Annotated in this window: 29 protein-coding genes and 1 pseudogene; 19 read left to right on the forward strand and 11 right to left on the reverse strand. The window is 59.5% G+C overall.

Features of this window, described 5'->3' with window-relative positions; translation table 11 throughout:
* Nucleotides 1-704 precede the first annotated feature (704 nt).
* The gene (locus tag NKJ77_RS07405; protein WP_352534700.1) at nucleotides 705-1,418 is read left to right on the forward strand and encodes a hypothetical protein; all 714 of its coding nucleotides are present in this window, start codon (nucleotides 705-707) and stop codon (nucleotides 1,416-1,418) included.
* 786 nt (nucleotides 1,419-2,204) lie between these two features.
* Complete coding sequence (locus NKJ77_RS07410) at nucleotides 2,205-2,471, forward strand: hypothetical protein (protein ID WP_352534702.1); 267 nt, start codon at nucleotides 2,205-2,207, stop codon at nucleotides 2,469-2,471.
* A 523-nt stretch (nucleotides 2,472-2,994) separates the two neighbouring features.
* Here the strand turns inward: NKJ77_RS07410 and NKJ77_RS07415 are convergent.
* A complete protein-coding gene (locus tag NKJ77_RS07415) occupies nucleotides 2,995-3,297 on the reverse strand; it encodes a DUF1330 domain-containing protein (RefSeq protein ID WP_023670645.1) in 303 nt (100 codons plus the stop codon).
* Nucleotides 3,298-4,344: 1,047 nt separating this feature from the next.
* Nucleotides 4,345-4,744 (reverse strand): annotated as a pseudogene (locus NKJ77_RS07420) (VOC family protein); the annotation flags it as partial.
* A gap of 78 nt (nucleotides 4,745-4,822) precedes the next feature.
* Here NKJ77_RS07420 and NKJ77_RS07425 point away from each other — a divergent pair.
* Both NKJ77_RS07425 and NKJ77_RS07430 read left to right on the forward strand, forming a co-directional pair.
* A complete protein-coding gene (locus NKJ77_RS07425) occupies nucleotides 4,823-5,164 on the forward strand; it encodes a transposase (protein ID WP_352534704.1) in 342 nt (113 codons plus the stop codon).
* A 41-nt stretch (nucleotides 5,165-5,205) separates the two neighbouring features.
* A complete protein-coding gene (locus NKJ77_RS07430) occupies nucleotides 5,206-5,484 on the forward strand; it encodes a hypothetical protein (protein ID WP_023670652.1) in 279 nt (92 codons plus the stop codon).
* Nucleotides 5,485-5,593: 109 nt separating this feature from the next.
* Here NKJ77_RS07430 and NKJ77_RS07435 read toward each other — a convergent pair whose 3' ends face one another.
* The 4 genes from NKJ77_RS07435 to NKJ77_RS07450 form a co-directional block, all read right to left on the reverse strand.
* Nucleotides 5,594-5,782, reverse strand: coding sequence for a hypothetical protein (locus NKJ77_RS07435; protein WP_031243249.1), 189 nt, complete (start codon nucleotides 5,780-5,782; stop codon nucleotides 5,594-5,596).
* A complete protein-coding gene (locus NKJ77_RS07440) occupies nucleotides 5,772-5,996 on the reverse strand; it encodes a hypothetical protein (RefSeq protein WP_023670653.1) in 225 nt (74 codons plus the stop codon). Before NKJ77_RS07440 ends, NKJ77_RS07435 begins: the two co-directional genes overlap by 11 nt.
* A gap of 604 nt (nucleotides 5,997-6,600) precedes the next feature.
* Nucleotides 6,601-6,960 (reverse strand): class I SAM-dependent methyltransferase, encoded by a 360-nt coding sequence (locus NKJ77_RS07445; protein WP_352534706.1) that lies wholly within the window; start codon nucleotides 6,958-6,960, stop codon nucleotides 6,601-6,603.
* Nucleotides 6,957-7,217 (reverse strand): hypothetical protein, encoded by a 261-nt coding sequence (locus tag NKJ77_RS07450; protein ID WP_023728158.1) that lies wholly within the window; start codon nucleotides 7,215-7,217, stop codon nucleotides 6,957-6,959. The genes NKJ77_RS07445 and NKJ77_RS07450 overlap by 4 nt, the downstream gene beginning before the upstream one ends.
* 708 nt (nucleotides 7,218-7,925) lie before the next feature.
* Here NKJ77_RS07450 and NKJ77_RS07455 point away from each other — a divergent pair.
* From NKJ77_RS07455 to NKJ77_RS07485, 7 genes are all read left to right on the forward strand, one after another.
* On the forward strand, nucleotides 7,926-8,117 hold the full coding sequence (locus NKJ77_RS07455) for a hypothetical protein (RefSeq protein ID WP_352534708.1): 192 nt from the start codon (nucleotides 7,926-7,928) through the stop codon (nucleotides 8,115-8,117).
* A gap of 564 nt (nucleotides 8,118-8,681) precedes the next feature.
* Nucleotides 8,682-9,923 carry a pilus assembly protein TadG-related protein gene (locus NKJ77_RS07460; protein WP_352534710.1) on the forward strand — a complete coding sequence of 414 codons (1,242 nt, stop codon included), beginning with the start codon at nucleotides 8,682-8,684 and terminating at the stop codon, nucleotides 9,921-9,923.
* Nucleotides 9,924-9,942: 19 nt separating this feature from the next.
* The gene (locus NKJ77_RS07465) at nucleotides 9,943-10,368 is read left to right on the forward strand and encodes a TadE/TadG family type IV pilus assembly protein (RefSeq protein WP_352534712.1); all 426 of its coding nucleotides are present in this window, start codon (nucleotides 9,943-9,945) and stop codon (nucleotides 10,366-10,368) included.
* A complete protein-coding gene (locus NKJ77_RS07470; protein WP_023708223.1) occupies nucleotides 10,358-10,768 on the forward strand; it encodes a TadE/TadG family type IV pilus assembly protein in 411 nt (136 codons plus the stop codon). Before NKJ77_RS07465 ends, NKJ77_RS07470 begins: the two co-directional genes overlap by 11 nt.
* Before the next feature lie 379 nt (nucleotides 10,769-11,147).
* Complete coding sequence (locus tag NKJ77_RS07475) at nucleotides 11,148-11,528, forward strand: hypothetical protein (RefSeq protein WP_023734502.1); 381 nt, start codon at nucleotides 11,148-11,150, stop codon at nucleotides 11,526-11,528.
* 667 nt (nucleotides 11,529-12,195) lie between these two features.
* On the forward strand, nucleotides 12,196-12,438 hold the full coding sequence (locus tag NKJ77_RS07480) for a hypothetical protein (protein WP_155923648.1): 243 nt from the start codon (nucleotides 12,196-12,198) through the stop codon (nucleotides 12,436-12,438).
* 700 nt (nucleotides 12,439-13,138) lie between these two features.
* Complete coding sequence (locus NKJ77_RS07485; RefSeq protein WP_245260896.1) at nucleotides 13,139-13,513, forward strand: VanZ family protein; 375 nt, start codon at nucleotides 13,139-13,141, stop codon at nucleotides 13,511-13,513.
* A gap of 661 nt (nucleotides 13,514-14,174) precedes the next feature.
* Here NKJ77_RS07485 and NKJ77_RS07490 read toward each other — a convergent pair.
* Together NKJ77_RS07490 and NKJ77_RS07495 are read right to left on the reverse strand one after the other, a co-directional pair.
* A complete protein-coding gene (locus NKJ77_RS07490) occupies nucleotides 14,175-14,447 on the reverse strand; it encodes a hypothetical protein (protein WP_352534714.1) in 273 nt (90 codons plus the stop codon).
* Entirely contained in the window at nucleotides 14,404-15,048 is a 645-nt protein-coding gene (locus NKJ77_RS07495; protein ID WP_352534716.1) for a sigma-70 family RNA polymerase sigma factor, read from the reverse strand. Before NKJ77_RS07495 ends, NKJ77_RS07490 begins: the two co-directional genes overlap by 44 nt.
* A 404-nt stretch (nucleotides 15,049-15,452) precedes the next feature.
* Between NKJ77_RS07495 and NKJ77_RS07500 the strand changes: the two genes are divergently transcribed.
* From NKJ77_RS07500 to NKJ77_RS07525, 6 genes are all read left to right on the forward strand, one after another.
* On the forward strand, nucleotides 15,453-15,848 hold the full coding sequence (locus NKJ77_RS07500) for a hypothetical protein (RefSeq protein ID WP_352534718.1): 396 nt from the start codon (nucleotides 15,453-15,455) through the stop codon (nucleotides 15,846-15,848).
* Nucleotides 15,849-16,739: 891 nt separating this feature from the next.
* Nucleotides 16,740-16,991 carry a GlsB/YeaQ/YmgE family stress response membrane protein gene (locus tag NKJ77_RS07505; protein ID WP_023699916.1) on the forward strand — a complete coding sequence of 84 codons (252 nt, stop codon included), beginning with the start codon at nucleotides 16,740-16,742 and terminating at the stop codon, nucleotides 16,989-16,991.
* Between the two features lie 626 nt (nucleotides 16,992-17,617).
* The gene (gene rnk / locus NKJ77_RS07510) at nucleotides 17,618-18,079 is read left to right on the forward strand and encodes a nucleoside diphosphate kinase regulator (RefSeq protein WP_023834017.1); all 462 of its coding nucleotides are present in this window, start codon (nucleotides 17,618-17,620) and stop codon (nucleotides 18,077-18,079) included.
* Between the two features lie 375 nt (nucleotides 18,080-18,454).
* Nucleotides 18,455-18,736, forward strand: coding sequence for a hypothetical protein (locus NKJ77_RS07515; protein WP_352534721.1), 282 nt, complete (start codon nucleotides 18,455-18,457; stop codon nucleotides 18,734-18,736).
* Between the two features lie 59 nt (nucleotides 18,737-18,795).
* Nucleotides 18,796-18,993: a hypothetical protein gene (locus tag NKJ77_RS07520; RefSeq protein WP_352534723.1), complete on the forward strand. Its 198-nt coding sequence runs from the start codon at nucleotides 18,796-18,798 to the stop codon at nucleotides 18,991-18,993.
* 78 nt (nucleotides 18,994-19,071) lie between these two features.
* On the forward strand, nucleotides 19,072-19,950 hold the full coding sequence (locus NKJ77_RS07525) for a YihY/virulence factor BrkB family protein (protein WP_023834014.1): 879 nt from the start codon (nucleotides 19,072-19,074) through the stop codon (nucleotides 19,948-19,950).
* Nucleotides 19,951-20,170: 220 nt separating this feature from the next.
* On the opposite strand, the gene NKJ77_RS07530 is transcribed toward NKJ77_RS07525, so the two are convergent.
* From NKJ77_RS07530 to NKJ77_RS07540, 3 genes are all read right to left on the reverse strand, one after another.
* Nucleotides 20,171-20,338 (reverse strand): hypothetical protein, encoded by a 168-nt coding sequence (locus tag NKJ77_RS07530; protein ID WP_023834013.1) that lies wholly within the window; start codon nucleotides 20,336-20,338, stop codon nucleotides 20,171-20,173.
* Between the two features lie 533 nt (nucleotides 20,339-20,871).
* Nucleotides 20,872-21,189, reverse strand: a complete 318-nt coding sequence (locus NKJ77_RS07535) for a YMGG-like glycine zipper-containing protein (protein WP_023690487.1) — start codon at nucleotides 21,187-21,189, stop codon at nucleotides 20,872-20,874.
* Nucleotides 21,190-21,277: 88 nt separating this feature from the next.
* The gene (locus NKJ77_RS07540; RefSeq protein WP_023834010.1) at nucleotides 21,278-21,790 is read right to left on the reverse strand and encodes a type II toxin-antitoxin system HicB family antitoxin; all 513 of its coding nucleotides are present in this window, start codon (nucleotides 21,788-21,790) and stop codon (nucleotides 21,278-21,280) included.
* Nucleotides 21,791-21,982: 192 nt separating this feature from the next.
* Here NKJ77_RS07540 and NKJ77_RS07545 point away from each other — a divergent pair, with 192 nt between their 5' ends.
* Both NKJ77_RS07545 and NKJ77_RS07550 read left to right on the forward strand, forming a co-directional pair.
* Nucleotides 21,983-23,509, forward strand: a complete 1,527-nt coding sequence (locus tag NKJ77_RS07545) for a recombinase family protein (protein ID WP_280806193.1) — start codon at nucleotides 21,983-21,985, stop codon at nucleotides 23,507-23,509.
* Nucleotides 23,503-24,345, forward strand: a complete 843-nt coding sequence (locus tag NKJ77_RS07550) for a plasmid partitioning protein RepB C-terminal domain-containing protein (RefSeq protein ID WP_352534727.1) — start codon at nucleotides 23,503-23,505, stop codon at nucleotides 24,343-24,345. Before NKJ77_RS07545 ends, NKJ77_RS07550 begins: the two co-directional genes overlap by 7 nt.
* Nucleotides 24,346-24,486: the final 141 nt, after the last annotated feature.

The following is a 24,486-nucleotide window of genomic DNA, read 5'->3' on the forward strand; positions in this document are numbered from 1 at the left end:
GCGGGAATCAGGTGACGTGAACAATCACCAGCCTGCCATGACCGCCCCCTCTCAGCGAATTTGCAGAACTCTCAGCACACTACCGGCCGCTGGGCCCGACCGGTGAGACTCAGCGCCCGCCGGCAAACAATATACGCACGCCTGCCAATGCCCACGAATCATACAAACGGAGGAAGGAAGATCTAACCAGCGATCGCCATTTCCGATGCCAGCGCCTAAGCCTTTTATGAGACCTAAGCGCAGCTTGCCGGCCGCAGCATGGTCCCAATTTGGGACGAATAGTTTGGCACCCATATTGCACCCACATCTTTCGCCGGCTGATCCCCGGTCCTGATCGCGTACTCTGATCAGGTGTAAGGCTCGCCGGGCTCGAGGTTGTTGGGGTCTTCGCCCGGCGAGTTGTCTGCCAATGCGCAGTCACAGCCACATGGTGACGCCATACTCCGAAATGCCGCAAGCATTCCGCGGTTGTGCATCGCCCGACCAAGGTCCGATCGGTATGGCGACTTCAGTCGCGCAAAAGGCCGATACGGTCTGCGACTCCGAATTTTTTGTTAAATTTCAGACGATTGCAAAGAGCTTCGCAGTCGTCAGTCGCTCATTGCAACAAGCATTTATCTAAAGTTCCCTCAGTCGGATTAGGAAACTCTTACAAGCCGCTCTATAACGAATCGGCGAGGTGACTATTCGCCTGAGGAGGTACCATGACATCCCGAAAAACCCTTTTGGCAGCGCTTGTCGCGCTTGCGCTAGTGACCGCTCCTGCTTTCGCTGGCGCGGGTGGAAACGGTGGTGGTCACGGCAATGGCGGTGGTCACGGCAATGGCGGTGGTCACGGTAATGGCGGTGGTCAGGGCAACGGTGGCGGCAAGTCCGGCAACAGCGCTTCGCACGGCAAGTCGGCATCGGCTCACGCCGGAAAGAAGGCCTCGGGCGAAGACCAGGTCGCCGTCGACGACATTGAGGTCGCCGCGACGCCTAAGGACAAGAACATTCACGCCAAGCTTGGCCGGCTGAACTCGCTGCAGCGCAACATCAACGCTTACATGAACTCCAAGAGCAAGAAATTCGCCGGCATTCAGGCTTATGTGACAGCGTCGGCGGCCGCCAAGGGTGCCCAAGCCGCGGTAGATGCCGCCCAAGCCGAAGTCGACGCGTTGAACGCCAAATTGAACGACCCGAATACTCCGGCCGACCAAGTCCCGACCCAGGAGCAGATTGACGCAGCGCAGGCGGCGCTCGATGCCGCCAATATAGCGGCGGCCGATGCTGCTGCCGCCGTCCCGTCGCTGGATGACGCGCTCGCCGATATGGCCAACAAGCCGGTCGACGCCAAGGTCACCGAATGGGCCAACGGCGTGCTTGCCGAGAAGATCGACGAGATGGCTGCCAAGCAGACTCCTGCGGCAACGCCGTAAGGCGGTCACAGCTGAAGCGACCCTAGTCGAACGTGCAAGCCGCCGGGTCACCCCCCCGGCGGCAGGGCGACCCGAGCTTGCCACCTTATTCTCCTCTGTGAGGGCGACCTAAACAAGCGGAGTTGCTAGCTACCGACGCGTAGGAACAAAAGTGCCGAAATACCGTGTTGAGGAGATGGCAGGCGATGCCGTGACGGCCACCCACACCGTCAACGCGAAAACTCCGATCAGGGCGGCGCGCGAAGCGGCGGAACGAGACGTCATTCTGCGCCCGGTCACATCTTCGAATACAGTTCAGCCTGTAGGGCGGTCCATACCCGGCTGGCCGCGGCTCACGCTGGTTTCTTGAAACGCACCATGCCGTCGACCTCGATGCGCAAGTTCGACTATTGACCCGGACCAGGGTTCTCTGTCTGGTTTTGAGCCAGGGGGGAAGCAATACGATTTCCTGGACGTGCCGCTTGAGGCGTTTGTCGCGTTCAAATCTGCCTTCGCCAAGGCCGCTTTCAACAATCACATCGCAACCAACTATGCATTCCGGCTCGCCCAAGAAAAGGCTGCAGGCTCGTTGGACGATTAAGGGAGGTTCTTTCAGAAAAACGGCCCGCGCTGATCGAAGGGCGCACGGGCCGGACCGTTGCCGCCGGTCGGCAGCGGTAGGCATCCATCCGGCCGGTGCAAACCGGCCTCTCCCGGCACAATTAGCAACCTTCGGCAGTCGTTTTCATCTGTCCAGGGGCTGCGGACTTGGCACTGGTGTCATCCTGTTGACCAGGAGCGGCCTGCTTGGCACTGCCACTCTGCTGGCCCGGCGCACAGTCCTTCGCTGAGTTCGAATTGGTCGACTTCGTTGTGGTCGAATCCGTGTTGTTATCTGTCGTCGGCATCGTTGTGGTAGTGGAGGAGCCACTCGACGTCGTCCCTGTTGTCCCTGTTGTGCCTGTCGTCCCCGCGAACGCAAGCCCGCTGGAAACAGCCATCATGGCAGTGGCAAAAAGAAGCCGCCTCATTCTTCATCTCCTAATGACAAGTAATGTCCCTTCCATTCGATAACGGGGGATGCGAAGGATCGGTTCCAATGCGATCTTGTGTTGACCGGCAGCTTTGGGGCGGCCATTAGCGGACTGGCAGCCTTCAGGCGGCGGATCTTCGGTAGCTGACATTCCGGCTAGCGCGGACATCGCCTTCCCATGGGCAGAAATTAGTCTCCTGGGGCCCGCCCACGTTTCTCTCAAGCCACCGATTTCATGGCCGACAGGTTATCACGATGTGTCTGAAGGTGGAGAAGCTGATCGTCGCCCTTGGTTGTGCAGCCCTTCAGCCGTGGGCCAACCTCCGAACACCCTTGAAAAAGAACTTGAAGTCGTCCCGCACCAGAGCGAACGTCTTCGGATGATCGGGATAACACGGCGGTCACGAGACACCTGTTCCCGCGTCTTTTGCTCGCTCGCCGGCGCAGCGGCAAATTGATCATAGACGGTACTAAGTGGTCTTGCTGCTCCGGCATCTCGCCGTGAGGAAGAAATGACGCTGAGGATGCCCAACTGTCGTCGGGTCCGCTGGCCGCGCTTATGGGTCACGCCGCAGGCGTTGCAATCCCTTCTAAAGCGATGATCCTGGTGTTAGCGGAACGTTTGCGGATCTCGATCAGCCGGGCGTATTCCGGCGAATTATACCAGCCCATCAATGACGCCATGTCGGGGAATTCGACAATGACCAGTCGGTGTGGATCCCAATCACCTTCCAAAACCTTGGTGGCGCCACCGCGGCCCAGGTACCGCCCACCGTACCGCTCTTCGGTAGCGGGAACGTCCCGCCGATATTCCTCGAACAAGGCAGCGTCTTTTACGTCTACATCCGCTATCAGATAGGCAGCCATCTGTGTTTCCTCCTTAGACCCCGCTCGCCCTCCTCGGCTTCGGCGTCGTCGGTCCGCACCCTAACGACGATCTCCGTGGCGACATCCAGCGCCAGCGCGCTTTTCGATGATTGTTGGCGCTGCCACGGCTTTCCTTCTTTCGCATGGTTCGCAAAGATTAGCATGATCGCATGCTCTCGTGTCTGGCGGTCTCCCTCAAAGCGTCATCGAGCGCCCTTCAGATGAGACACCGCCGTCTCGACAGGTAGGCTCGGCAGGGTTCGGTATTTCTTCGGTTCTTTTCAACCAAAGCTTGTCGAAAAGCGCGAATGAAAATAGGAAATATGCAACCTGAAAGATGATAAAAATCAGCGAGGTCCATGCAAGGGACTTCCAGAACGAATCGGTTGCTAGGTAAATCCAGGTCGCTACCACGGTCGACGTGGCAAACATCCCAATCAGTAATCGCGGAAAAAACATCATGTTCAATGCCGCCCCATAGCTGGACCGACCGGTCTCACGTCTACTCCCCAGAAGAACGTAAGGTTTCACTAAATTAGTAATTGCGCAAGCACAAATGGCCAGAACCAAACCTTCCGAACAGCTTTCCCGGGCTGAAATCGAGCGCTTCCTGGCGGCAGCCGAAGCGCTGCACAAGAGCATATTCGGGTCGCTGTGCGTACCACAGCGAGCATGCCAAGCTCTGTGAGGTTCATCGACCCCTTTTGAAGGCGATCGAGAACATCACCGGCCACAAGGCGCAGTTCATCCAAAGGAACGGGACAGGGCCGTCTCAGCCGCGCGGGAGCCGTCTGGCTAGCCGCCGGTCAAGTCCCATAAGCTCGGATGCGAAGCTTCGCTTCTCTTCCCGCAGGGTATTGCGATGCATTTTAAGCGCTTGAGTTTGCCGACGGTCTTCTCGAAGCGTACACTTTAATACCTGGGGTGGCGAAGCCCGCCAGCCGAATGGTTGCCCTCCGCTCGCAGCCAACCGGCTCCGTGGCTCGGTGAATGGCTAGCACTGTCGCAGCAGTCCTCCGAACGCAGCCCGCCATGGCGGTGGCCCGCTTAGCAGTCTGATGCCCCCTCGCGGGCGAGATTGTCCACGTCGAGCGGATTGCTGACCAGTTTCAGCGCGCCGTCCGGGTTGCGCGGCCATTCCGCTTCCGGGCGATCCCAATAGAGTTCTACCCCGTTGCCGGGGATCGCGCACATAGATCGCCTCCGAGCCGCCATGGTCATTCGCGCCGGTGAGCGTCACCCCTGCTGCTCGCAGGCGGCGCAGCGCAGCCGCCAACGCCGCCCGTGTCGGATAGAGAAACGCGACATGGTGTAGGCCCGTCGTGCCAATCGGGGGCGCGGCGCCGCCGCGGCTTTTCCAGTTAGTGAGCGCCAGATGATGGTGATATCCGCCCGCCGCGAGAAAGGCAGCCTCCTCGCTTAGCGACATGGTGACGCCGAACCCGAGGGGCGCAACGACACGGGTATTGGTTTGAGAGGAATCCGGTGTGATTCATAGATTGCCGACTGATTCTGGAGGTCGGCAATGTCTACGAAGATGACGGAGATGGATTGGTCGGCGGCGCTGGAGGTGTTCCGCGGATCGCTGCCACGGCGCGGAGCCAAGGGTCGGGACGACCCTGCTATTCGTGGAGGCTCTGCACTATTCTCAGTCCACAACATTACATGGCGAGCGCTGCCGGAGCGTTTCGGCAAATGGAACAGCGTTTGGAAACGCTTCGACCGGCTGAGCAAGGCGGGCGTGTTCGAAACGTTCTTTGATCATCTCGCTGCGCTCTCGTCGTCGGCGCACCTGGTGCAGATGTTCGACAGCTCCGTGGTGCGCGCTCATGTCTCGGCGGTAGGGGCAAAAGGGCCTAGGCGATAAGATAGGTATTGCCCTGCGGAATCGGTGGGATTCTAACTGCGATGACACACGAATTGCTTGCAGACGACGGTTGGGCCGAGACGATTGAGCTTCTCGGCGGCGAAGATTTGCTTACGCGGAGCGCCCGCGAGACGAAGGCGTTCCTGCGTCCGCAGGGCGTTCAATCGGCGCCCGATTTGTTGCGCCTGACGCGCGGCGGCTTCTCGACCAAAATCCATCTGAAGACACCTAACGCGTTCATTGGACAGCGACCCATTACTTGGCCCGCCGGCTCATGCTGGCGGGCTTTTTTGCGTCAGTCGGGAACAACCTCGCTATGAGGCTGTTCGGTCACACCCGGCTCGTTCTTCAGCGATTCCTGCCGGTGACCAAGATGTCCTCTCCACTCGTCATGGTCGGCCCGCGCAGCCTCGGAAGCAGGCGCGGGCCTCATTCGCCGTCATTGCTGTGTTCTCGGTGCGCAACCGCTTCTTTGAATGCGCGTGCTGCTGCATCGCAAGCGACACGTGAGGAGCCGTTCACGGACAGGATGATTTCGGCTGCCTTCACGGTCAAACCGTGTTTTTCGGCGAACTCTGCGGCTGTGTATGCGAGTTTTGTTTTTTCGCTACTCCGCATTTCTGACTCCATAGATCTCTTGCGCCTCGTGCAAGCTCTGTCGGGCCTGTTGCAGTGATCGATGCAAGTTCGCCAGCAATTCGTCGGCGTCGGCCGTCGGACTGCCTTCGTGATCCAGTAAGCCGACGATAATATCCTGCTTGGAAACGATGCTCTCGTTGTGAACGAGTTGGCCCATAAAATACATGAGCCGGCTCTGTGCCGGTGTGGGCATGGGCCTTCTCCCTGGTCGGGCGAAAGCCTGATGATCGCTCCCAAGCGCCTCGTGCCTGTTTGTTTTTGATTTTTCGAGGCGACCGCGGCAGTGTGCGCTCGTTAGCAGGCCATGGCAACCGGCCAGGCAATTGCAGCATCCACGCTGCGCACGCCGCCCTGACCGCGCGTGCCGGCCCCTGGCGTCGCTCGGCCGCTACTTCAGTGTTTCCGGTTGACAATCGTGGTCGGCGCACCGCATTTTCGCATTGAGGGACAAACGTGGGGAACCCTGCATGAAGAAGCCTTATCAGAAGCCGGAACTAGGAAGCGCGAGAAGCTCTCGGCCGTAACGGCTGTGTGCACGCCATCAACCTGCACCGATGAGTGAGAACCTTTAGGCCCAAGGCGCTTTGCCGAAATTCGCTAGAGAGGGACTGCAGTGATGAAGAAAGAATACAGCAAGCCAGTACTGACCAAACGTGGGCGTCTCAGCGCAGTGACGGCGCAATTGGCACCCAGTGTTGAACCCAGAGGAGCCTAGGCAAACCCCTGCAACAAAGCCAGTTGGCTTCGGCGGCGGGCTTTTCCGCTTCCAGGCGCCGAAACTTATCTTCGCGTGCCTGTCACAACGAGCCATGCGGTTTCCGTGCTCGGTCTCCGCACTTCAGGGTCGCTGACCCTGCATCTCGCAAGGCAGCAATGACCTCATCCGGCTCGCGAGGTGTAAAAATGTCGGCCGGCATGTTCATCCTGTCCATATGCGCCTTCGGGAGGAAGCCAAGCACGACGCGACCGCCTGGTTTGAGGACACGAGCGAGCTCTGCGGATCCAGCTCTAAGGCTTTGCCAGAAGTACACTGTGTGGACGCTGAGAGCCTTGTGGAATGTGCTATCCGGCAAGGGCAAGTCCTCGACTAGCCCAACTCGGAACTCGGCTCGTCCGGCGCGCACTGCATCGGCGAACCGGCGGCAGGCAGCGTTCACGACATCTGCGAGCGGTCAACCCCGCAAACGAATGCTGCCTCACGGAGAAGTTGCGGCAGTAAAACTGCGCCGCCGAAACCGACCTCCACGGCGCGATCTTCCGGGACCAGGTGCACTTGATCGAGAGCGTAGCCGTTGAGCCGGGCGTTGCCCCGGTTCATTCCGGCCCGGACCAGCCAGCCGCCGGTTCGGTCGGCCAGGACAGTGGTTTCGCTATAAATCGTGGCGCCATCCGATCCCACCCGTATTCGGGTCATCTAGCCACCATGCGCCTAGAAGCGGCCGCCCCGCAAACGCTGCTTCGATAGCGATGACCAGTTGGGTTGTGCTGCGCTCTTAGGCGTCGCATTCCAGCGGCTGGTGGTCCGGTTGCTCGTGCCACATCACCTGGCGGAAGTCGCGACGGTCTACCTTTTGCGCGCAAATGGGGCGCGCATAGAAATGCTCTTCCCAGTCAGGTCATGTGGCTTGCCGGGGATGGGCGGTCCGAGGTCGGCTATTCTGGTCATGCCCGACCGAACCCGTCGCAGCGGCAACAGTTCCGGAAAGGCGTGCCTGTTGCCCGATCGCCCGCTCGCATTTTTTGTACCATATATTCGCGGCCTCCATTAGCATCCTCTCATGGCAACTCTGCGGTACGGGGTAAGGCGGGAACCGGATGGGACGTGGACGGTATTCGACGTGTTCACCGGGCTGCCGGCTATTGTAGCGGGCCACCCATCTGTCGACCTTCCCGACATGGAGTATGCCGAAGAACTGGCGGCCATCCTGAATGCCAACGACCCAAAGCAGAGGCTATCTCACGGAAGGTTCCCGGGAGGGTTCGCCTGACTGAGGTGTGATTCGCCCGCATTCGTACTGCCCATCCAGGGTGGTTCGTCCGATCCGCACAAGCATTTGTTATTGAACTACCGACTACCAGGGTCTTAAATCGACTTGCCATTGCTTTTCGTAGGGAGGATGTGATGAGCAACGTGGTGCCAATCCGCAAGGCGTTGCCTCGCGTGGAGGTGGTCGGAGCCAGTGGCGAATGGGTCGTGCGCATCATAGAGACCGACCAGGAAATTACACGCTCATTCGGCCTCGAATCGTTTGCGCTGTCCTTCGCTGAAGGCCAGCGGATACGGCTACATCTCGACGAGGTTGTGCGGCTTTAGGACCCTCCTGCGGCTGGGTAACCTCACGGCCGCGACGGTGATGGCCCATGGATATGCTTGAACAGGAGACTGCCGACTCCTGCATTGCCGTCTATCCGGGTAAGCCGCTAAACGGAGACTTCACCGCAGACGCTGCCGATCATCGGGATCAACACGAAGCTGTCATCCCGAAACTTGGTGGTGATCGTGAAATCTTGTGCTTCACAAACCACACCCATGAGGAGAATGCTTCCGCTGTCCGAACTCACGACCTGGCAATTTGGCGCCTTGCGCGAAGCGCGATCGACCCAAGATATGCGTGTGGGTGGATCTAGGACTCCTGTCGAGGCTCAATGGCGGAACAGCCGCGCAGCCATGTGGCTCTCAATCACGGACGGTCAGGTTGCGGCCCCAAAGCTGCCGGTCAGCAATGCGCCTCCATTGGCCGTAATGATGACGCCGCGTGAAGCACATGCGAGGCGAGGAGGAATTGCAGCACATCTACTTCGTCTGGCAGGTCGGACTTCATCGAATCGGAACGGGTTTTTTACACATTCGTTTATCTATTCGTGGTTCCTAATACATATGGCATCCAACGCGTTCACCCGGATCTGGTTTGCTTTGGGCCGCCTAAGGCGCCTCACGAACGGTAACGTTGCCGTCATCGTTGCCTTCACCTTGCCGGTCGTGGTCGGCGGCGCCGGCCTCGGTGTGGAGACATCCTTCTGGTATTACAGCAGCCTCAAGCTGCAGGCCGTTGCCGATGCCGCGGCCTATGCCGGTGCGCTCGAGAAAGTCGCGGGTTCCGATAACCCGACCATCATCGCCGCCGCCACGCAGTCCGCGACCTCGAACAATTTTGCCACGCCGGGCACGATCCAGGTCAACACGCCGCCATTGTCCGGCCCGAACACCGCGAAGAAGGCGGTGGAGGTCATCGTCAAGCAGAACCTCGACCGCTACTTCACGGCTATTTTCAACCAGGCGCCCGTTGCCGAACAGGCAAGGGCGGTGGCGCTGATCAATGACGCCTCCAAAGCTTGCGTGCTGGCGCTCAGTCCGTCGGCCTCCCAGGCTGCGCTCTTTTCCGGCAACACCACCGTCAACCTCACCGGCTGTTCGGTCATGTCGGACTCGATTGCCTCGGACGCCATAAAGACGCAGGGCTCGGCGGTGCTCAAGGCCGACTGCCTGATCACGGTCGGCGGCATGGTGCTGAACAATCCAGCGACCACAGTCTGCAAGTCCAACATCACCCGAGCCTTGCCGGCAGCCGATCCTTTCTCCGGCTTGGCGACGCCGACAGCCGGCAACCCTTGCAAGAATGTCAACGGCAACAAGACGTCGCAAACACTCCAGCCTGGCACCTACTGTAGCGGCATGAGCCTCAGCGGCAACGTCACCCTGCAGCCCGGCGTCTACGTCGTGCAGGGCGGTATGAAGGTCAACGCCAACGCGGTCGTCGCCGGCAGCGGGGTAACCATCTTCATGGCAGGCAGCAACACCGTCAGCATGAACGGCAACGCCAAGGTGACGCTGAGCGCGCCTACCTCCGGAGCCTATTCCGGCGTGCTGTTCTACGGCGACAGGACCGGGACCGCGGCGCAGAGCACCTTCAATGGCACAGCGGACTCGCTTTTGACCGGCGCCATCTATTTCCCCAGGCAGCAGGTCAACTACCTTGGCAACTTCTCGGGGAACGGTGGCTGCACTCAGGTCGTCGCCGACACCATCCAGTGGTCCGGCAGTACGACCATCAAGCAGGACTGCACCAGCCTCGGGATGAAGAACATTCCGGCGACGCAATCCGTTCAGCTCGTCGAGTAGCGGGATGGGTGGGCGGACCTTGCGCATTGTCCTGGACAAATCCGGGATAGCTGCCGTCGAGTTTTCCATGTTGCTGCCCATCCTGTGCCTCGTCTGCCTCGGCATCGCCGACGGCTGGTCCTACGTAACGAGTTACCTGCAGATGCGCGCGGGCGTCAAAACCGCGGCCAATCTCGTAATGGCCGGCGCGTCCAATGACACCGGAACGCAGGCGGTCGCGCTTTCGAGCTGGAACGACAAGCCCGAGGACGCCGCGGTCGTACTGGTCCGCTCCTATTTGTGCGGCGCCACGGTCGTGGATGCGACCACCATTTGCGGCGGAACGAAGCTGCCGACCGTCTTCGTCCAGATAACGGCGACGGGCACCTGGGTGCCCCCGTTTAACTTCGGTGTCTTCCCGCACCCGCGCGCGATCAGTCATCAGCAGGTGATCCGTGTCCGCTGAAAGGATCGGATCCAGGTGGCGCCGTGACTGCTCCGGCGCAGCCGGGCTGGAATTCGCCTTGATCGCGCCTTTCCTGGTGATGCTTTTGTTCGGAATCTTCGCCTTCGGCTGGGCCATGAATGCCGTGTCGACCGTCCGCTATACACTGGAAACCTCTTCCCGGGCGCTGCAGCTGAACAACACGCTTTCGCAGAGCGACATCCAGGCCATCGCCACGCAGAAATTGGTGAACCTGGGTCTGAAGAACGTCATTGTGACGATCGCGACCGACCCTGCCAGCGGCGGTTTCAAGATGGCGCATCTGACCGCCAGCTATGCCTTCGTCATCGCTTTCCCGTATTTCGACCAGTATCCGATAAATTACGCCACGACCGTCACGGTGCCCCTGGTTGCCAGCTAGGATACGGCCGGCTTCGTTGAGTTGGCGGCCCTGTATTCAGCTTCCCAAGGCAATGCGTCGAAGTCGGGTTTGTGCCCCGCTTCACGGTAGGCGGCCTGAGTGAGGAAACCTGCTTTGTCCCGCTCCACAACGCAAACAAATGGCGGAGTGCCCGGGCACCTATAAACGCCTACAGCTTTTTCCATGCAACAGGTGTGCTACGGGTGCTCGGAGATGTCGTCCTTCATTACGATGACAGAACAAGAGCGAGGACAGCAGCGGCCCGGCATCACTGAAAGGGTGCGGGTTGGTAAAATTCGTACAACTCTTTTCATTGCGGAGAGAGTTTCGGCGAGCTTATTAATGTGGCGTTTGCCATTGCCTTTTCTGGGAGGCTGCGATGGTTGCAACGCCCATAGATATCGCTCGAGCGGCCACTACGGCCACCTTGCTGATGCGCCAGAAGTCCATGGCGGAACCCGCCACATTTCGCCGGGACATGGATCAATCGCGCAGGGCCATCCGAGCCTCACGCGAGCTTCTGAAGCGCCTTGGTCAACGTCGTCACGACGTGGCGCTAGGCTGGGAAGATGGCGACCCGTCTACTGTTGCCGTCTCCGCATTTCAAGCCGACGTTCTCCGCTCTGCATTCCGAGCCCTAGTAGGGGAAACGGGTACGCCTGAGTGTCAATGGCGCGATTTAGCCAAGGCCCTGGTGCGCGATTTCACTGGGTGCGAGCTGATCGAAACTGGCTTGGTGGATTGGATCGTCAGCAAGTAGCCGCTGCCCGCCAGCGGCCCAGCAGCGGTCTGCGGGGACTTTGCAGCGGACGCGCTGGGCCTGACCGGTGGGGCGGTGTGGTATCCGCCGGCTGGCGAACATATGCGCCTCCTGCCAACGCCAGCGAAACATCCAAACGAACGAGGCGATCTAACCGCGATCTCGCCATCCAAGGCCAACACATAGGCCGATAGCAAAGGCCTATAATCGCTGAGAGAACGAAAATGGCCGACGCCATGGTTGGGGAACCCGGGTGGGTAGGCGCCGGCCACAAGCGGAACAAGCCCGCCGCACCACACACATGGCTGATTTGTCATCACATGGTTATGGTGTGATCGCGCAGGGCTGCACCAGCGGAACTTAGTAAACGCCGCTTGGTAAGCGATCCTCGACGCGATCGTTCATCGCCACGACGACTTGGGAAACTTGACGGTTGCAGCCTTCTGCCATGTCAAGCTCAAGTCATTAACAGCGGCCGCCCGGTCATGAGCAGGCATGCGCCCATCCTAGCATATCGCGCTGCCGGTATCGCAAGGCGCCGGCAGCAAGGGGAGGCGACCAGAGCCGATGTGAAGGGACTAGGCAGCTAATATTCGCTTGCGCTAATTTAAAAGTGCCGTCACGTCATGCTCAGCCTTTTGCGGAGGCGCAACGGTGGGGAAGTATGATGAGAGTTGCTGCGTTTTGTGCGGCGATCGTGATCGCTGGGACTGGTGTCGCTGTTGCCAAGGAGAAGAAGGTGGTGGTGAGTGACGCCACGGACCTTTGCTCTACGAAGCAGTCGGCCAAGAAGCAGGTGCTCGAGCTGGACTGCAGGCCGACCGGAACCGCCAAATTGCCGGCCGATGGAACGCCGGAAAAGCCGCGCCTCGGATACGACACCAATCCGTGGCTGGTTAAAGGCCTTTAGAGACTAGCCGATGGCAATACAGCGCGGCTAAGGGGAATGTGCGCTGGCGGTGAAGCCTTCTTTGTTCTCTCATCGGTGGAACATTGTCGCCTGGAAACGCTTCGGACGGTGCACTGCCCCATCAGTGCAACGTTCCCTTCCTTGTTTGCACTGGCCGGCTGCCGAAAGGTGGCCGGCTTTTTTGTATATAACCGCGACCTGATGTTTGGGATTGTTGATGGACAGCCGCGAGTGGCCGCTGCTGGCCTAGCGTCTAGGATTGGAATATGTAAAGGCGAGATCACCAAGGCAGGAATGACCAGACTAAACAGCGGTTTCGTCTGTTAGCCGCGACGCCGGCGAATTGAATTCAGAAGGGCGTCGGCCCGGCTGCACAGCCGGGCCAAGGCTGGAAGAGTTCCGCTCCCGCCCAGCACGATACGCATCGCACCTGGGCGCAAGCGGTACCAATGGCTCGCCTATTCCGCCGCGCCTTTTCGGCAGGAAACCCTCGGCCTCATCACAATGGAGGGCGACATTCGCAGCGCCCTATGGAACCATCCAGAGTGACATAGGCTGTTTCATGGAACTTCCTGATGACATCAGGAGGCCTGTTAAGCATGCCAGTTGTTCGCGCTCGTAGCTCAGATGCAGGTTGGAGCTCTGCCTAGTGCACCAGTATCGGAAGCGAGAACTAGGAACCGGGAGTGCTGCGGATAGATTGCCGCAGTCGAGCTTTTATCAGAGCATGGCAAGGGCTGCCTTTCTCTCCACGTTGGCGGTCGTCCTGTTGCTCGCGCTATTGCCAGACCACTTGCTGCACGCCCTCGGATTGGCCTTTACGTCTCATCACGACAAGCTCAACCACGCCGCCGCGTTCGCCACCTTGTCGGCTTTGGGTAGCCTCGGCTGGCCCCAACAGGTGGTCCGGCTGGCGGTTCTACTTGCTTTAACGGGCGCAGCGATCGAAATCCTTCAATGCGTCACAGGGCGTGACATGAGTGTCTTCGACTGGTTTGCCGACTGCGCCGGAATGGCATACGGGCTGAGAACTATGAGCTGGGTGAACGAGATTCTGGGCGAACCGGTTATTTGATCGCCACAGGCTCCGCTTTACCGCCGCCGTCTTGGCCCCACTTGCCAGCCTCACGCCCGGGGCCGCCTTCGATCACCCTCGCTATTTCAATTTCCGACGCAAAGGCCGATAGCAAGGCGAATGGGTTTCAGGCCGCTCACCATTTAGACTTAGGTCCGATTCTTTCGCGCAAATGGCCGAAGCCGGAAACATTTCTCCTTCTACTTTGTTGCAGTGGCCGTGCCGCTGAGGAGAACATGCACAGTGCCTCTATCAAATGAACTGCGCGACGTACCTTTAGAATTCCAATGCCCCTCCTGTTCACGCCCTATAGTGAGAAGGGGATCCTGGCTGAAAACGATTGCCGGTTTCAAATGCGATAGCTGCAGGTCCAGAGTGCGGCTCCGCTACGAAGAGAAGCTGGCCATATTCGACCGGCACCTTAAGCGAGGCGCGCCGGATCTGGGCCGACGACCAATGGAGTGCGATCCCGGCAACGGTTCCTGAGAGTGTGTCGGCAATTCAAGCTCCAACTGCTTGCGGTCTGCCGCAAGTCCAAGCTTTCATCTGGTCGCAGGGTCAGGCGGCTCTTCCGTCCGTACGGAACCGATGATGGCGAGAGGTTTCGATGCGGTCGGAGCACCGAGCAGGTCTACACGTTTTTCGTAGCGACCACCAATCTCTAGCTGACCACTTCAACGCTTTGACGAGGTGCGAGCAACTTGATTTTTAATAGTCTTTTTCGGGCCAACATGCGCGCCGCCTCTGCGATGCGGCCTCCGTAAGCATCGGCGACGAATGATAGCGTCGACAGGTCAATAATGAGGTCACTGACGGCGCCCGCCAAGACATTGGACCCGGGCCCAAATTGATGCACCAGCGCCCGCACTTCCTTAAGTGCCGTCGAGGCTTCACCCGCATCCAGCAGCGCCTCGATGTGATCGAAAATCTGCATCCCGACCCTCCCGCTTGCGCCTCACACGCTGAGCCCCCTCGAATGGAAAGGAAAACGATGGCAATATCGCGCGAAAAGAAAGCGCCTGCCAAGGTGCTCGCGGACGAGGCGGCCCGCGACATCGTATCGCATCGCCGCAGGGAGGCGGTGCTGAAGGATATCGTAGCACTTGCCGACCGCTTGGCGTCGCGAGCGTTTCTCGAAAGGGTTGCGGCAGAGCGGCGATCGCCGCCTCCAGGGCCGCCACGTCTGCCTTGGCGATCAGGCTCGCCTCCGGGCTTTCGCTCTCAATCAGATCGACTGCGTGAGCGGCGCTCACCTCGTCGAGATCACCGAGGTCGCCCACCGAGACGATGCTGCGCGGTCGATTGCGCGCCAGCCATGTGTAGCACGAGTTGCCAACGATGGTGAGCAGCCAGGCACGTGCATTGCCGCCTGCATAGCTTGCGATGTTGGCGTGTGCCTTCATGCAGGCGTCCTGCACGACATCCTCGGCGTCGGTGGCATTGCCGGTCAGCCAGCGGGCCAGCGAAAGCGCGTCGGCGAGATGGGGCATTACCACTTCGCCGAAGCGGTCGGCTCGCGCATTGCTGCTCAGCATCGGTACACCGTCACATGCGCCTCGCCTTGAGTGCTCATGGGGCGAGAATGGTTCTGCGTTGCGATCGAACCCAGAGGAAACATCCCGGGTCGCCAACTGCGTTGAATGTGAGGGCAAACGTCGCATCGATGTCAATCACACACTGGACCGCAAACATGCATCCAGATGGATGCTTCTCGAGCACAAGCATTGCCGAATTCACGACCCATTTCGCATCCGCGGCACCTGAGCTTTCCCGATCCCGACCGCGGCAGCACCTTCGGCAGACAGGTGAGCCAGCCGGCCGCAGGCGGCCGACCTATCGCCTTCCAGAGGTCCTGGAACGCGTCGACCGATACCGTCGTGCTCGGCAATGTGTGGGTTTGCAGTGCGGCGTTCCTTCAAGGTCAATCAGCAGCTTATGCATGGAGGACCAGGGCAAGCGGCTTTTTATTCCCGGACAGCGAAAAAAGATGACTGGAGGCCATGCGACAGACGGCACCAGCGGCGCACAGATTGTCCATCTGGCGTTAGCCGAGAGGGAAGGGAACTCGCAGCTAACCTTCTCCAAGTTCGGAAGGCAATTCCAGAGTCTCGGCATTACTCCTAGCGAGGGCGTTCAGGCACTTGTCGCCCGGCTAACGCGAAGTTCTGACACCGATCACCGACCGACTTCAGCGCCGAAATTGCTACCAAGCCAAAGCCAAAGCGATGTCGGGGCCTTCAAGGCCTCTTCTTATTTCGGCCAAGCCGGCCCGGAGCCCGCATTCAGTCACATCCCTTGGACTTGGGTGCAGAGCTGCTGCATCGAAGCCATTTGAGCAGCCGAGTTCGCGCCCGAACCCGTGCTGGTGCTGGCGGTCGTATCGCCAGCTGTATTCGAGGATCCCGACGTGCCGGTGGTTGTACCCGAACCAGTGCTGTTGCTGGCCGTGGTGTTACTGCCGGTCGAACCAGAGCTGCCTGAAGTGCCGGTGGCTGTGCCAGAGCCGGTGCCGATACTCGCCGTTGTATCACTGCCGGTAGAAGCCGAGCTACCTGACGTGCCGGTCATTGTGCCAGAGCCAGTGCCGTTACTGGCCGTCATTCTCGAGCAGTCGGAGCGAACCTGTGCCTGCTGTTCAGAGCTCAGGGACGACCAGTTCTTGCGGATCTCATCCTGCGACAGAAGTCTTCCCGAATTGGCGTCGCTGAAGAATGAGCCCGAGAGCTTGCTGTCCCAGCCGCTCGGGATACCGCTTTGGCCTGAGCTGGACGTAGAGCTCATACCCGACCCGGCCGATGAGCCGGACGTTCCGTTCGTGCCCGCTGGATGTTCCCGACGACTGCGCGAAGGCCGCGGTGGCGAGACAGAGAGAGATCGCTGTAGCTGTCAAAATCTTACGTTTCATGTGAGTCTCCTTTGGGGTTCGACGCCGTTGCGGCGTCGAATCCTAATCTCGAGGAAAGGCACTTGTTCGTGTAGAGAGCGGAATTGAATGTCATGATCCATGTGCACCAGTCTTGGGTCTCGAAAGCGAGGCCGGGGCAATGACCACGGAACCGATGCAAGAGCTGCCGTCTGCTGGGGCGGTAGTGGCGATAGCCCGCAAATCGCGCGCAGCGGCCCGGCGACGCGACTGCTGAGTCTAGCTCAGACAGTCGCGGAACTTTATTGACTTATGGGACGTTTCCCCGCCGAACCAATTTAGGTTCAAGGAAAAGGGGGAACTATGGAAAATCCAGGTGTCGGTTGGATAGCTGCGATCGTCATCGGCGGTATCGCCGGCTGGCTCGCCGAGATGTTCATGAAAAGCAATATGGGCGTGCTCATGAACATCATTTTGGGGATCGTCGGCGCCATCCTCGCCAACGTCCTTCTCGGACTTGTGGGGATATCGTTGACCGGCTGGCTTGGCTATCTTGCCGCCGGCTTCATCGGTGCATGTATTTTGATTGCCGTGGGCCGAATGGTTAGACGCTAGCGACCACTCGACCTTGAAACATTCTGGTTCAGGCGCCTGAGCCTTGCGCTCACGCGCCTTTCTGGTGCTGCACCTGTCGCGGTCTTCACATCAGCGAGTTCGGCTACGTTTAGGCGACCTTTCCGCTTCGCGGCCGTCGTGCTCGTGGTGCTGCCCCAGCGCTTTGGCCGGAAGAGCGGCGTTCGAGACATCAACCGCCGCGCTAGTGGATTGACGCTGCTGATTTCGCCTCCTCTCAGAAGGGGGGTGCGGACTCCTGCCGTTGTTAGCGGTGAACGGTGTCGTACTCCCCCAGATCAAGATCGATCTGCCGGCATCTGGGTTCAGGCTCGCGTGGCCGCCTTGACTCCGCAGATTACTTTACCAACTATAGGGCTATGTGCGCCGCTGCCAAAATCCGTCGGGATTTCCTTTTCCGGGTTTGCCCCATAGCGGGATCGTAACCCTCGGCTCGGCTGCCATGCGCGCCCCCAGCCGAGGGGTGAACATGTAAAATCGACATGTGACATTGGCGCAGGGCCGCATCGGCCCTGCAACATCGGCGCGTTCAGGATAGATTTCCGTCGCACTGAAAATCGTTGGCGATCCCTTGGCAGGTCCGACCAGGCAGAAACATGAGTGTTCAAATGCAAGTTACCAAGAAAATCCGGCGCAAGCCGAACATCCGAATCACGCAGTCGGATCACGCACGTTTGTCGGCCCTCGCGAACACCGTTGCCGCACGAACCCCGGAGGCGTCGGATGAGTTGCTCGCCGAACTCGAGCGGGCTCGCATCGTGGCCGACGGTTGGGTCTCCGCCGGCGCGGTCCGGATGGGCTCGACTGTAACGTTCAAGCCCGACACCAGCGATCCGAAAACGGTGACGCTGGTTTTCCCTGGCGATGCGGACATCTCCGAAGGGAAGGTTTCGATACTCACGCCGATCGGCACGGCTCTGATCGGCCTTTCGGCTGGGCAGTCCATCATGTGGACCGCCCGGGACGGGCGTCGGCACGAATTGCTGGTGCTTGAGGTGGGCCAGCCCCCTCCGGAAATCGATGTAGCCGATCGGCGCGCGCCGGCGCCTTCGACCATTGCGGCGGGCTAGACATGGGCGTTTCGATCCGTCTGCTCACTCACGCGGGCAGCCCGGTCGCGGGAGTGTAACCCTGTGCCGGGTGTCCTTGCCCGGCGCAGGTAGGTTTCCCGCCCGCTCAACTGCTTGACGCCGGATTGTTTCAGAGGCCGGCTGGAAACGTGCCGTGCCCACTTTCGATCGTTGCCAATTGACCACTAAGGACTGCACCATTCTTGAGGTCTTTGCAGGAGCGCCACCACGCCCGCAGTGACACATTCTCGGATTTACCTGACCGAAAGATTACGAGCGCGGTTGTGATGTTTCGGGAAGACATCCCCGAACGTGGTGACCCTCAGCACCCGCGTCGCCTCTCGGGTAAATGACGGCCCTGCTGAAACCCGTATCGTGGCACATGACGAGATGCGCGGTCTTGTTGGCATGCTTTTCTCGAAGCGCCGCGACAGCAAATACCGCAGCGGTCCGTCGACCAACTGGCTGAAGGCAAAGTGCTATGCGATCGACGACTTCGATCTGCTCGGCGTCGAGCGTGAAGCGGGCAAGCCGGCTATGGAAACGCGTCCAGGAGCACTCAGGCACGGCGCCCAAGGGCATCATGAAGCGGCCGGCCACGCAATGGGTAAAGCCGGGCGTCATTGGACGCGTGAAGCACCTGCGCGGCGAGGATGACCTGCGTCATGCCTCACTGCAGGATTTCCGCGAGGAAGATTGAACGCTATATCGGAGCCATGCCAGCAGCAGATCGCCTTACCGTCCGCTTCGCCTATCAACGCGGCTTTCAGGTCCTCGACGGCGGCGCGATCCTCCAGACCTTCGAGAAGCAGGACGAGGCGTTCAAGTTCGTGCTCGGCCGGGGTGCTCGCGTTTGGCTCGCACGGTCGCGGACCGTCATAGGCCGCATCACTGACGTCGCCTGCTCCCCCTGAGGGCGTTAGTAGCCCGCAACCGGAACATCACATGTGCTGGTGCATTGCTAGTGAACGCCAATTCGACTGGGGCGCAAAATGCATCGCGCGATCACAAATGCATGGGCAATGGTGCGAGAAGCCATCGTTGGGTTCGTCAACGACAATGCTCTCAGCCATGGCGCGGCAATCGCTTTTTATGCCACAACATCGTTGGCGCCAATTCTGCTCATCGTGGTTGCAATTGCGGGTCTCGCATTCGGTCACGAGGCAGCCCAAGCGGCATTGTCCGCCCAAATCACAGGGATGATGGGTACAGAAAGCGCAAATATCCTGCAAACCGCACTGAAGAGCGCATCCGAAAAGCCATCCGGCGGCACCTGGGCGGCGGTGATTGGCATCATCACCTTGCTTGTGAGCGCTTCCGGGGTCTTCGGCGAAATACAGCAGTCTTTGAACATAATATGGAAGGTCGAAGCGCAGGGCAGTTCGTTGTCGCGCCTGGTGCGCGCACGTGCGGTAAGTCTGGGACTGGTCACCGCACTTGGCTTCATGTTGCTCGTCTCTCTAGTCGCGAGCACGGCGATTTCGGCCCTAGGCAACCTCATCAACGCACAGTTGCCGTTCGGGACACTTGTCCTGGCCGTTATCAACGCGGTCGTTTCTTTTGTCCTCCTCGCAGCTATTTTCGCCGCCATCTTCAAGATCTTGCCTGATCGAACCCTGGAATGGCGGGATGTCTGGATTGGCGCTGTTGTAACCGCTGCCCTGTTCACGCTCGGGAAATCGCTTATCGGTTGGTATATAGGCTCCAGCGCGGTCGCGGCCTCATATGGGGCCGCCGGTGGGCTGCTCGTCATCCTGCTGTGGGCTTACTACTCGGCGGAAATTTTTCTTTTTGGTGCGGAAATCACTCGCGCCTATTCCATTCGACACGGCAGCAGGTCCGATCTGGATGCTGTGCTTCACAGTGCTTGACTGCAACACATGCCACTAACCACCAAATCGACTAGGCGCGCGGCGCACCGGCCGGGGCTTCGCCACATCACCCATCGGCGCCGACCGCATCACCGAGCAGGGCACGCGAGCTGGATACGGTCGACACCATATCTGGATACGGTCGACACCATATAATGAGTGCAAGTGCGCTGGTTGGTCAAACCATGAGGGTCACAGTTTGAGTTGCGAAAGACGCGGTTCAGCGGCGACGCGGACGGCGCTTGCGTATCGGCTTTGTACTCGCGCGCCTGCCGTCCGGCGCCTTCTTGGCGGCGGCGGAGCGGTACAGGTTCATGAGGTCAATCAGGAGCCGAACAATGGCAATCGCAGTTGCAGCATCGAGCCAGCCCGCAATGCTTTTGAGCATCGGGATTGTTCTCCAAGCTTACGACGTGAAAGCGGTCGAAGGACCGGGGCGGCAGTGCTCCTTCGCCTAGTTTAGGCGAGGACTGCCACCCATTCGTTGTGGCACTCAGTTGCCAAGCAACATGACATGAAAAAGGCCTCCGAAGGAGGCCTTTGGATGGTGTGAGCGAGAATCTCCACCTAACAAATTATCCACATTTTGTGCATGCAGCGCAAGCCGTTCGCTTGGCCAAGGCGCGCTTGGCGCCTTGATGCTGCTTGGCAGCGTGACCATCACCCCGGCTCTTCGGCCGCAGCCGATGGTCGCTGTCGACACTTTCAGACGCAATGCGATGTCATTGTTGGCGCCAAAAACCACCGCTTCACTTCGCTTCCGCGAAATGGGATCCTTGCAACCACCGAGCGCAAGCTCATGAGGCAGAGGGTGTAAATGGACTGAGCGGGCGTTCTCATATTGTGAAACGCCGAACGGATCCCGGGTCCCTGGAAGGGCGGCAGCAAAGGTAAGAGAGCCGCACTTCCAGGGAGGCTGGATCAATAGTCGTTGTTGTAATAGCGATCATCGCAAGGCGCCGTGTAGATCCGGCCGCGGCGGTCCTGGTAGCGGCAAAGCTGTTCGCCGCGGCGCTGCGGCGTGGTCGACTGGCCGATGACTGCGCCGAGCAAGGCGCCGCCGGCGGCACCCACGACCGTGCTTTCGGTGTTGCCGCCCAGTGCCTGGCCGGCGAGGGCGCCGACACCGCCGCCGATGAGTGCGCCTGTGGTTGCCCTCTGCTGCTGTTCCGTCTGCGTCGCGCAGCCTGCAAGTGCTGCAGTCATGAGCACGGCGGCAATGGTTTGTCTGATGATCATCTTGGAACTCCTTTGGAGCCCCAAACGCGGATCGGGGCGAATGGTTGCCAGTTGCTGGCGCATTGCGGCCAAACGGCGGCACGCCCGCTCACGAAATGAGACGTGGTTTCTCGGGCCTTGAAGACAATGGTTGCCAAAGCGGAAACGGCCTGCGCGAACAGGTCAATAGCGCATCGGTTTGAATCCGTTGATGAGCAGCTAGGCTGGCTCGTCGCGTAATCGCCTTTTTCGCGGCGGCGGTTAGGAATCCGGACCGGCTATAGCCATCGCATTCCGCATATCGATCGATCTGGTCGAGGACATCTTCGGGAATGGTGACGTTGACGCGCACCACCTTTGTGGTCTCGGCTTTGAGCGCTACCAGGACGGCGACCCGGCTGAAATTGTCATTGTTCGACACGACATCTTCCAGGGATGATGGCTCGGGAATGGCTTCGCCATCCTCGACAAGGCCTTCGAGATGGAAGGCCAGGGCCTCTTCGGCCATGGCGCGGGCGTCGTCCAGGCTGGTGCCGGCGGTGACCACGCCCGGAAAATCGGGAAAGGATACGCCGAAGTCGCTGTCCGCTTGCTTGTGGATCAGTCCGATATAGTGACGCACGGGTCGGTTCCCCCAAGGAGCGGCTTCGAGGCTCGATCAGACTATCGAGCCATTCGACACAAACTGTCGAGGTATTCCTAATGGGACCGTAGGAAGCTGCCTAGTAGGTTGGGCATGCCGCAGGCAGACATTGCCTAGGCAACGGTCGAGAGTGTGGGGAAAGTGCCAAAGTTAGATGGCGGGAACCAGACTGTGCCTAGAGTTCGCGCCGCGCAGTACGTGCGCATGTCGACGGAACACCAGACCTACTCGATCGACAACCAAGCGGATGCCATTCGCGACTATGCCGATCTCATGGCTTACGAGATTGTCGCCACTTACGAGGACCTCGGTCGCAGCGGCTTAAACCTTGGAGGGCGCCCCGGTCTTCAGAAGCTGTTGGCCGATGTCGAAAGTGGGCGAGCCGATTTTGAGACGGTTGTGGTCTATGATGTAAGCCGTTGGGGGCGTTTTCAGAACATTGATGAAAGCGCAGCCTACGAATACCGATGCCAGATGGCCGGCGTCCGTATCGAATTTTGCGCCGAGCAATTCGCAAACGACGGCAGCATCGGGTCAGACGTCCTCAAAGCAATCAAACGGAGCATGGCTGCCGAGCAGAGCAGAATGCTCTCGCAAAAAGTCTTCATCGGCCAGGCTAGGTTGATCCGGCTGGGCTTCCGGCAGGGCGGGAAGGCCGCCTTTGGCCTGCGGCGCCTGCTTGTCGATCAACACGGCCGTTCAAAAGGCATCCTTTCATCCCACGAATACAAGAGCCAGCAGACGGATCGAATAGTTCTGGTGCTCGGCCCGCCTGACGAGGTTGCGACAGTGAAGTGGATCTTCAGTCACTTTGTCAGAACACGCAAGACAGAGCTGGAGATGGCAAGACTGCTGAACAAGCGCGGCGTGCTCAGCGATTTGCGGCGACCATGGACGCGGGAATCCGTCCACTCGGTGCTGACCAACGAAAACTACATTGGCAACAGCGTCTGGAACAAGCATTCGGCCCGGCTGAGAAGCCATCAAGTCCGAAATCCCCCGGAACAGTGGGTGCGGGTGGAAAACGTCCTGGAGCCGATCGTCGACCGCAAACTGTTCGACCGGGCGCAGATCGTGCTCAAGACCATCTATCGCCACATGACCAACGACGAGATGCTGGCCGCTCTTAGGGCACTTCTGGCTCGCCGTGGCGCCTTGTCGTTGGCCATGATCGACGCGGATCCCGGGTGCCCGCCGGCCCAACGCTACCAGTGGCGTTTTGGAACCATTGTCAAAGCCTATGAACTGATCGGATACGAGCCATCCAAAAACTACCGCTTCATCGGCGTGAACCGGCACCTGGAATCAATGAGGCTGCAGATTATCCGGGATCTTGTGGGCGCGATTGATAAGCAGGGCGGGGTTGCTGCCCATGACATGGCGATGGACCTCCTGCGGATAAACGAGGAGATCACGGTGGCGATTACAATGGGCCGATGCAGGGTTTCCGGCTTCGGCTATCCACGCTGGTTTTCCAAGGCCGATAAACGGCCACTACCCGACATTTTCGTCCTGATCCGTATGAATCCCGGCGACCTGACCATTCGGGACTATTTGATTGCGCCTGCCCACGAGATCGCGGGTAAATCGGAACTGCATGCCATCAATGGGATACCGCTGGACAGCTATATTTTTCCCACGCTCGACCCGATTATCAGGTTGGCAGAGCGAGAGCCTGTCGGAGGCGTGGCTTGGTAGTCAAGCGCTTAGCCAAGGACGCCGCCTACCGTGCGTTGGAAAACGGTGGCGACAGACATGCGAGCAATATTGTTGCTGGCGCATTAGGGTCCAAGAAGAGGCTTCGTTCACACGAATTTTTGGCGACCTACGATACGGAATGCAAACGCATGCGCGATTTCGTCACGCAAGCGGCAAAGTCTGAACAGAGCCTAGCCCGGATAGTAGCGGCGCTCCACCTGATGATGCGCGACAAGCAATTCTGCGCCACGCTGGTGTCCGAGGGCTTCAGGACAATGCCAAGCCTACTGGCACATAGGTTGCGTGGCGCGACCCGCGAGCCGCAAATGTTCTGCTCTCCCGGAAAACCCGCTTCCGAGACAGGCGAGAACCGGAAAGCCGTTAACGGAATTTGCCCTGATGTCCTCGACCTGCTTCGGGACGCGCCGGTAAAAACAAAAATCTTCGGGTTGCTCCAGAAGGTGCTGCCAGCTAGGCAATTGGAGATTGCCCGGCTGATGGTGGCGATGGACCGGGTCAGGATCACCTACGCGAGACTACTCGTCGCTCTGACACCGCAAGCCCTGCTGGTCGAGGGTTTTAATCTCTCAACGATCACCACACAAGCGGAAGACCAGCGCGGCGCGATGGTGCTCGATGTCGGCGCGGTAAGCCTTGCGGTTCTCAGCGCCGCGGAACGTCATGGCCAGGTGGGCCTGGAGCTTGTCGCAGCCAACCGCTTTTTCGACCGGTTGATGGATAATTCCAGAGTGGTGCGGTATCTCGCCCGGACCTTTCCGGGGCATTTTGAAGAGTTTCACAGCTTCTCGATGCCATGCCTCGAACAGGGGCGCTAGATGGTCGGACGTCAACTCCTATAGAAACCGATCGCCGTCGCCGGGATGCAAACAACAGAACCAGTGTGACTTCTGTCCAGGCCTCGAAAAGCCAAACCCGCCGAGCTTGCCGCAGCCAGAATGCTCGCAAAGCGATTTTCG

It is taken from the genome of Mesorhizobium sp. M0052 (assembly GCF_040323255.1).
Lineage (GTDB): Bacteria > Pseudomonadota > Alphaproteobacteria > Rhizobiales > Rhizobiaceae > Mesorhizobium.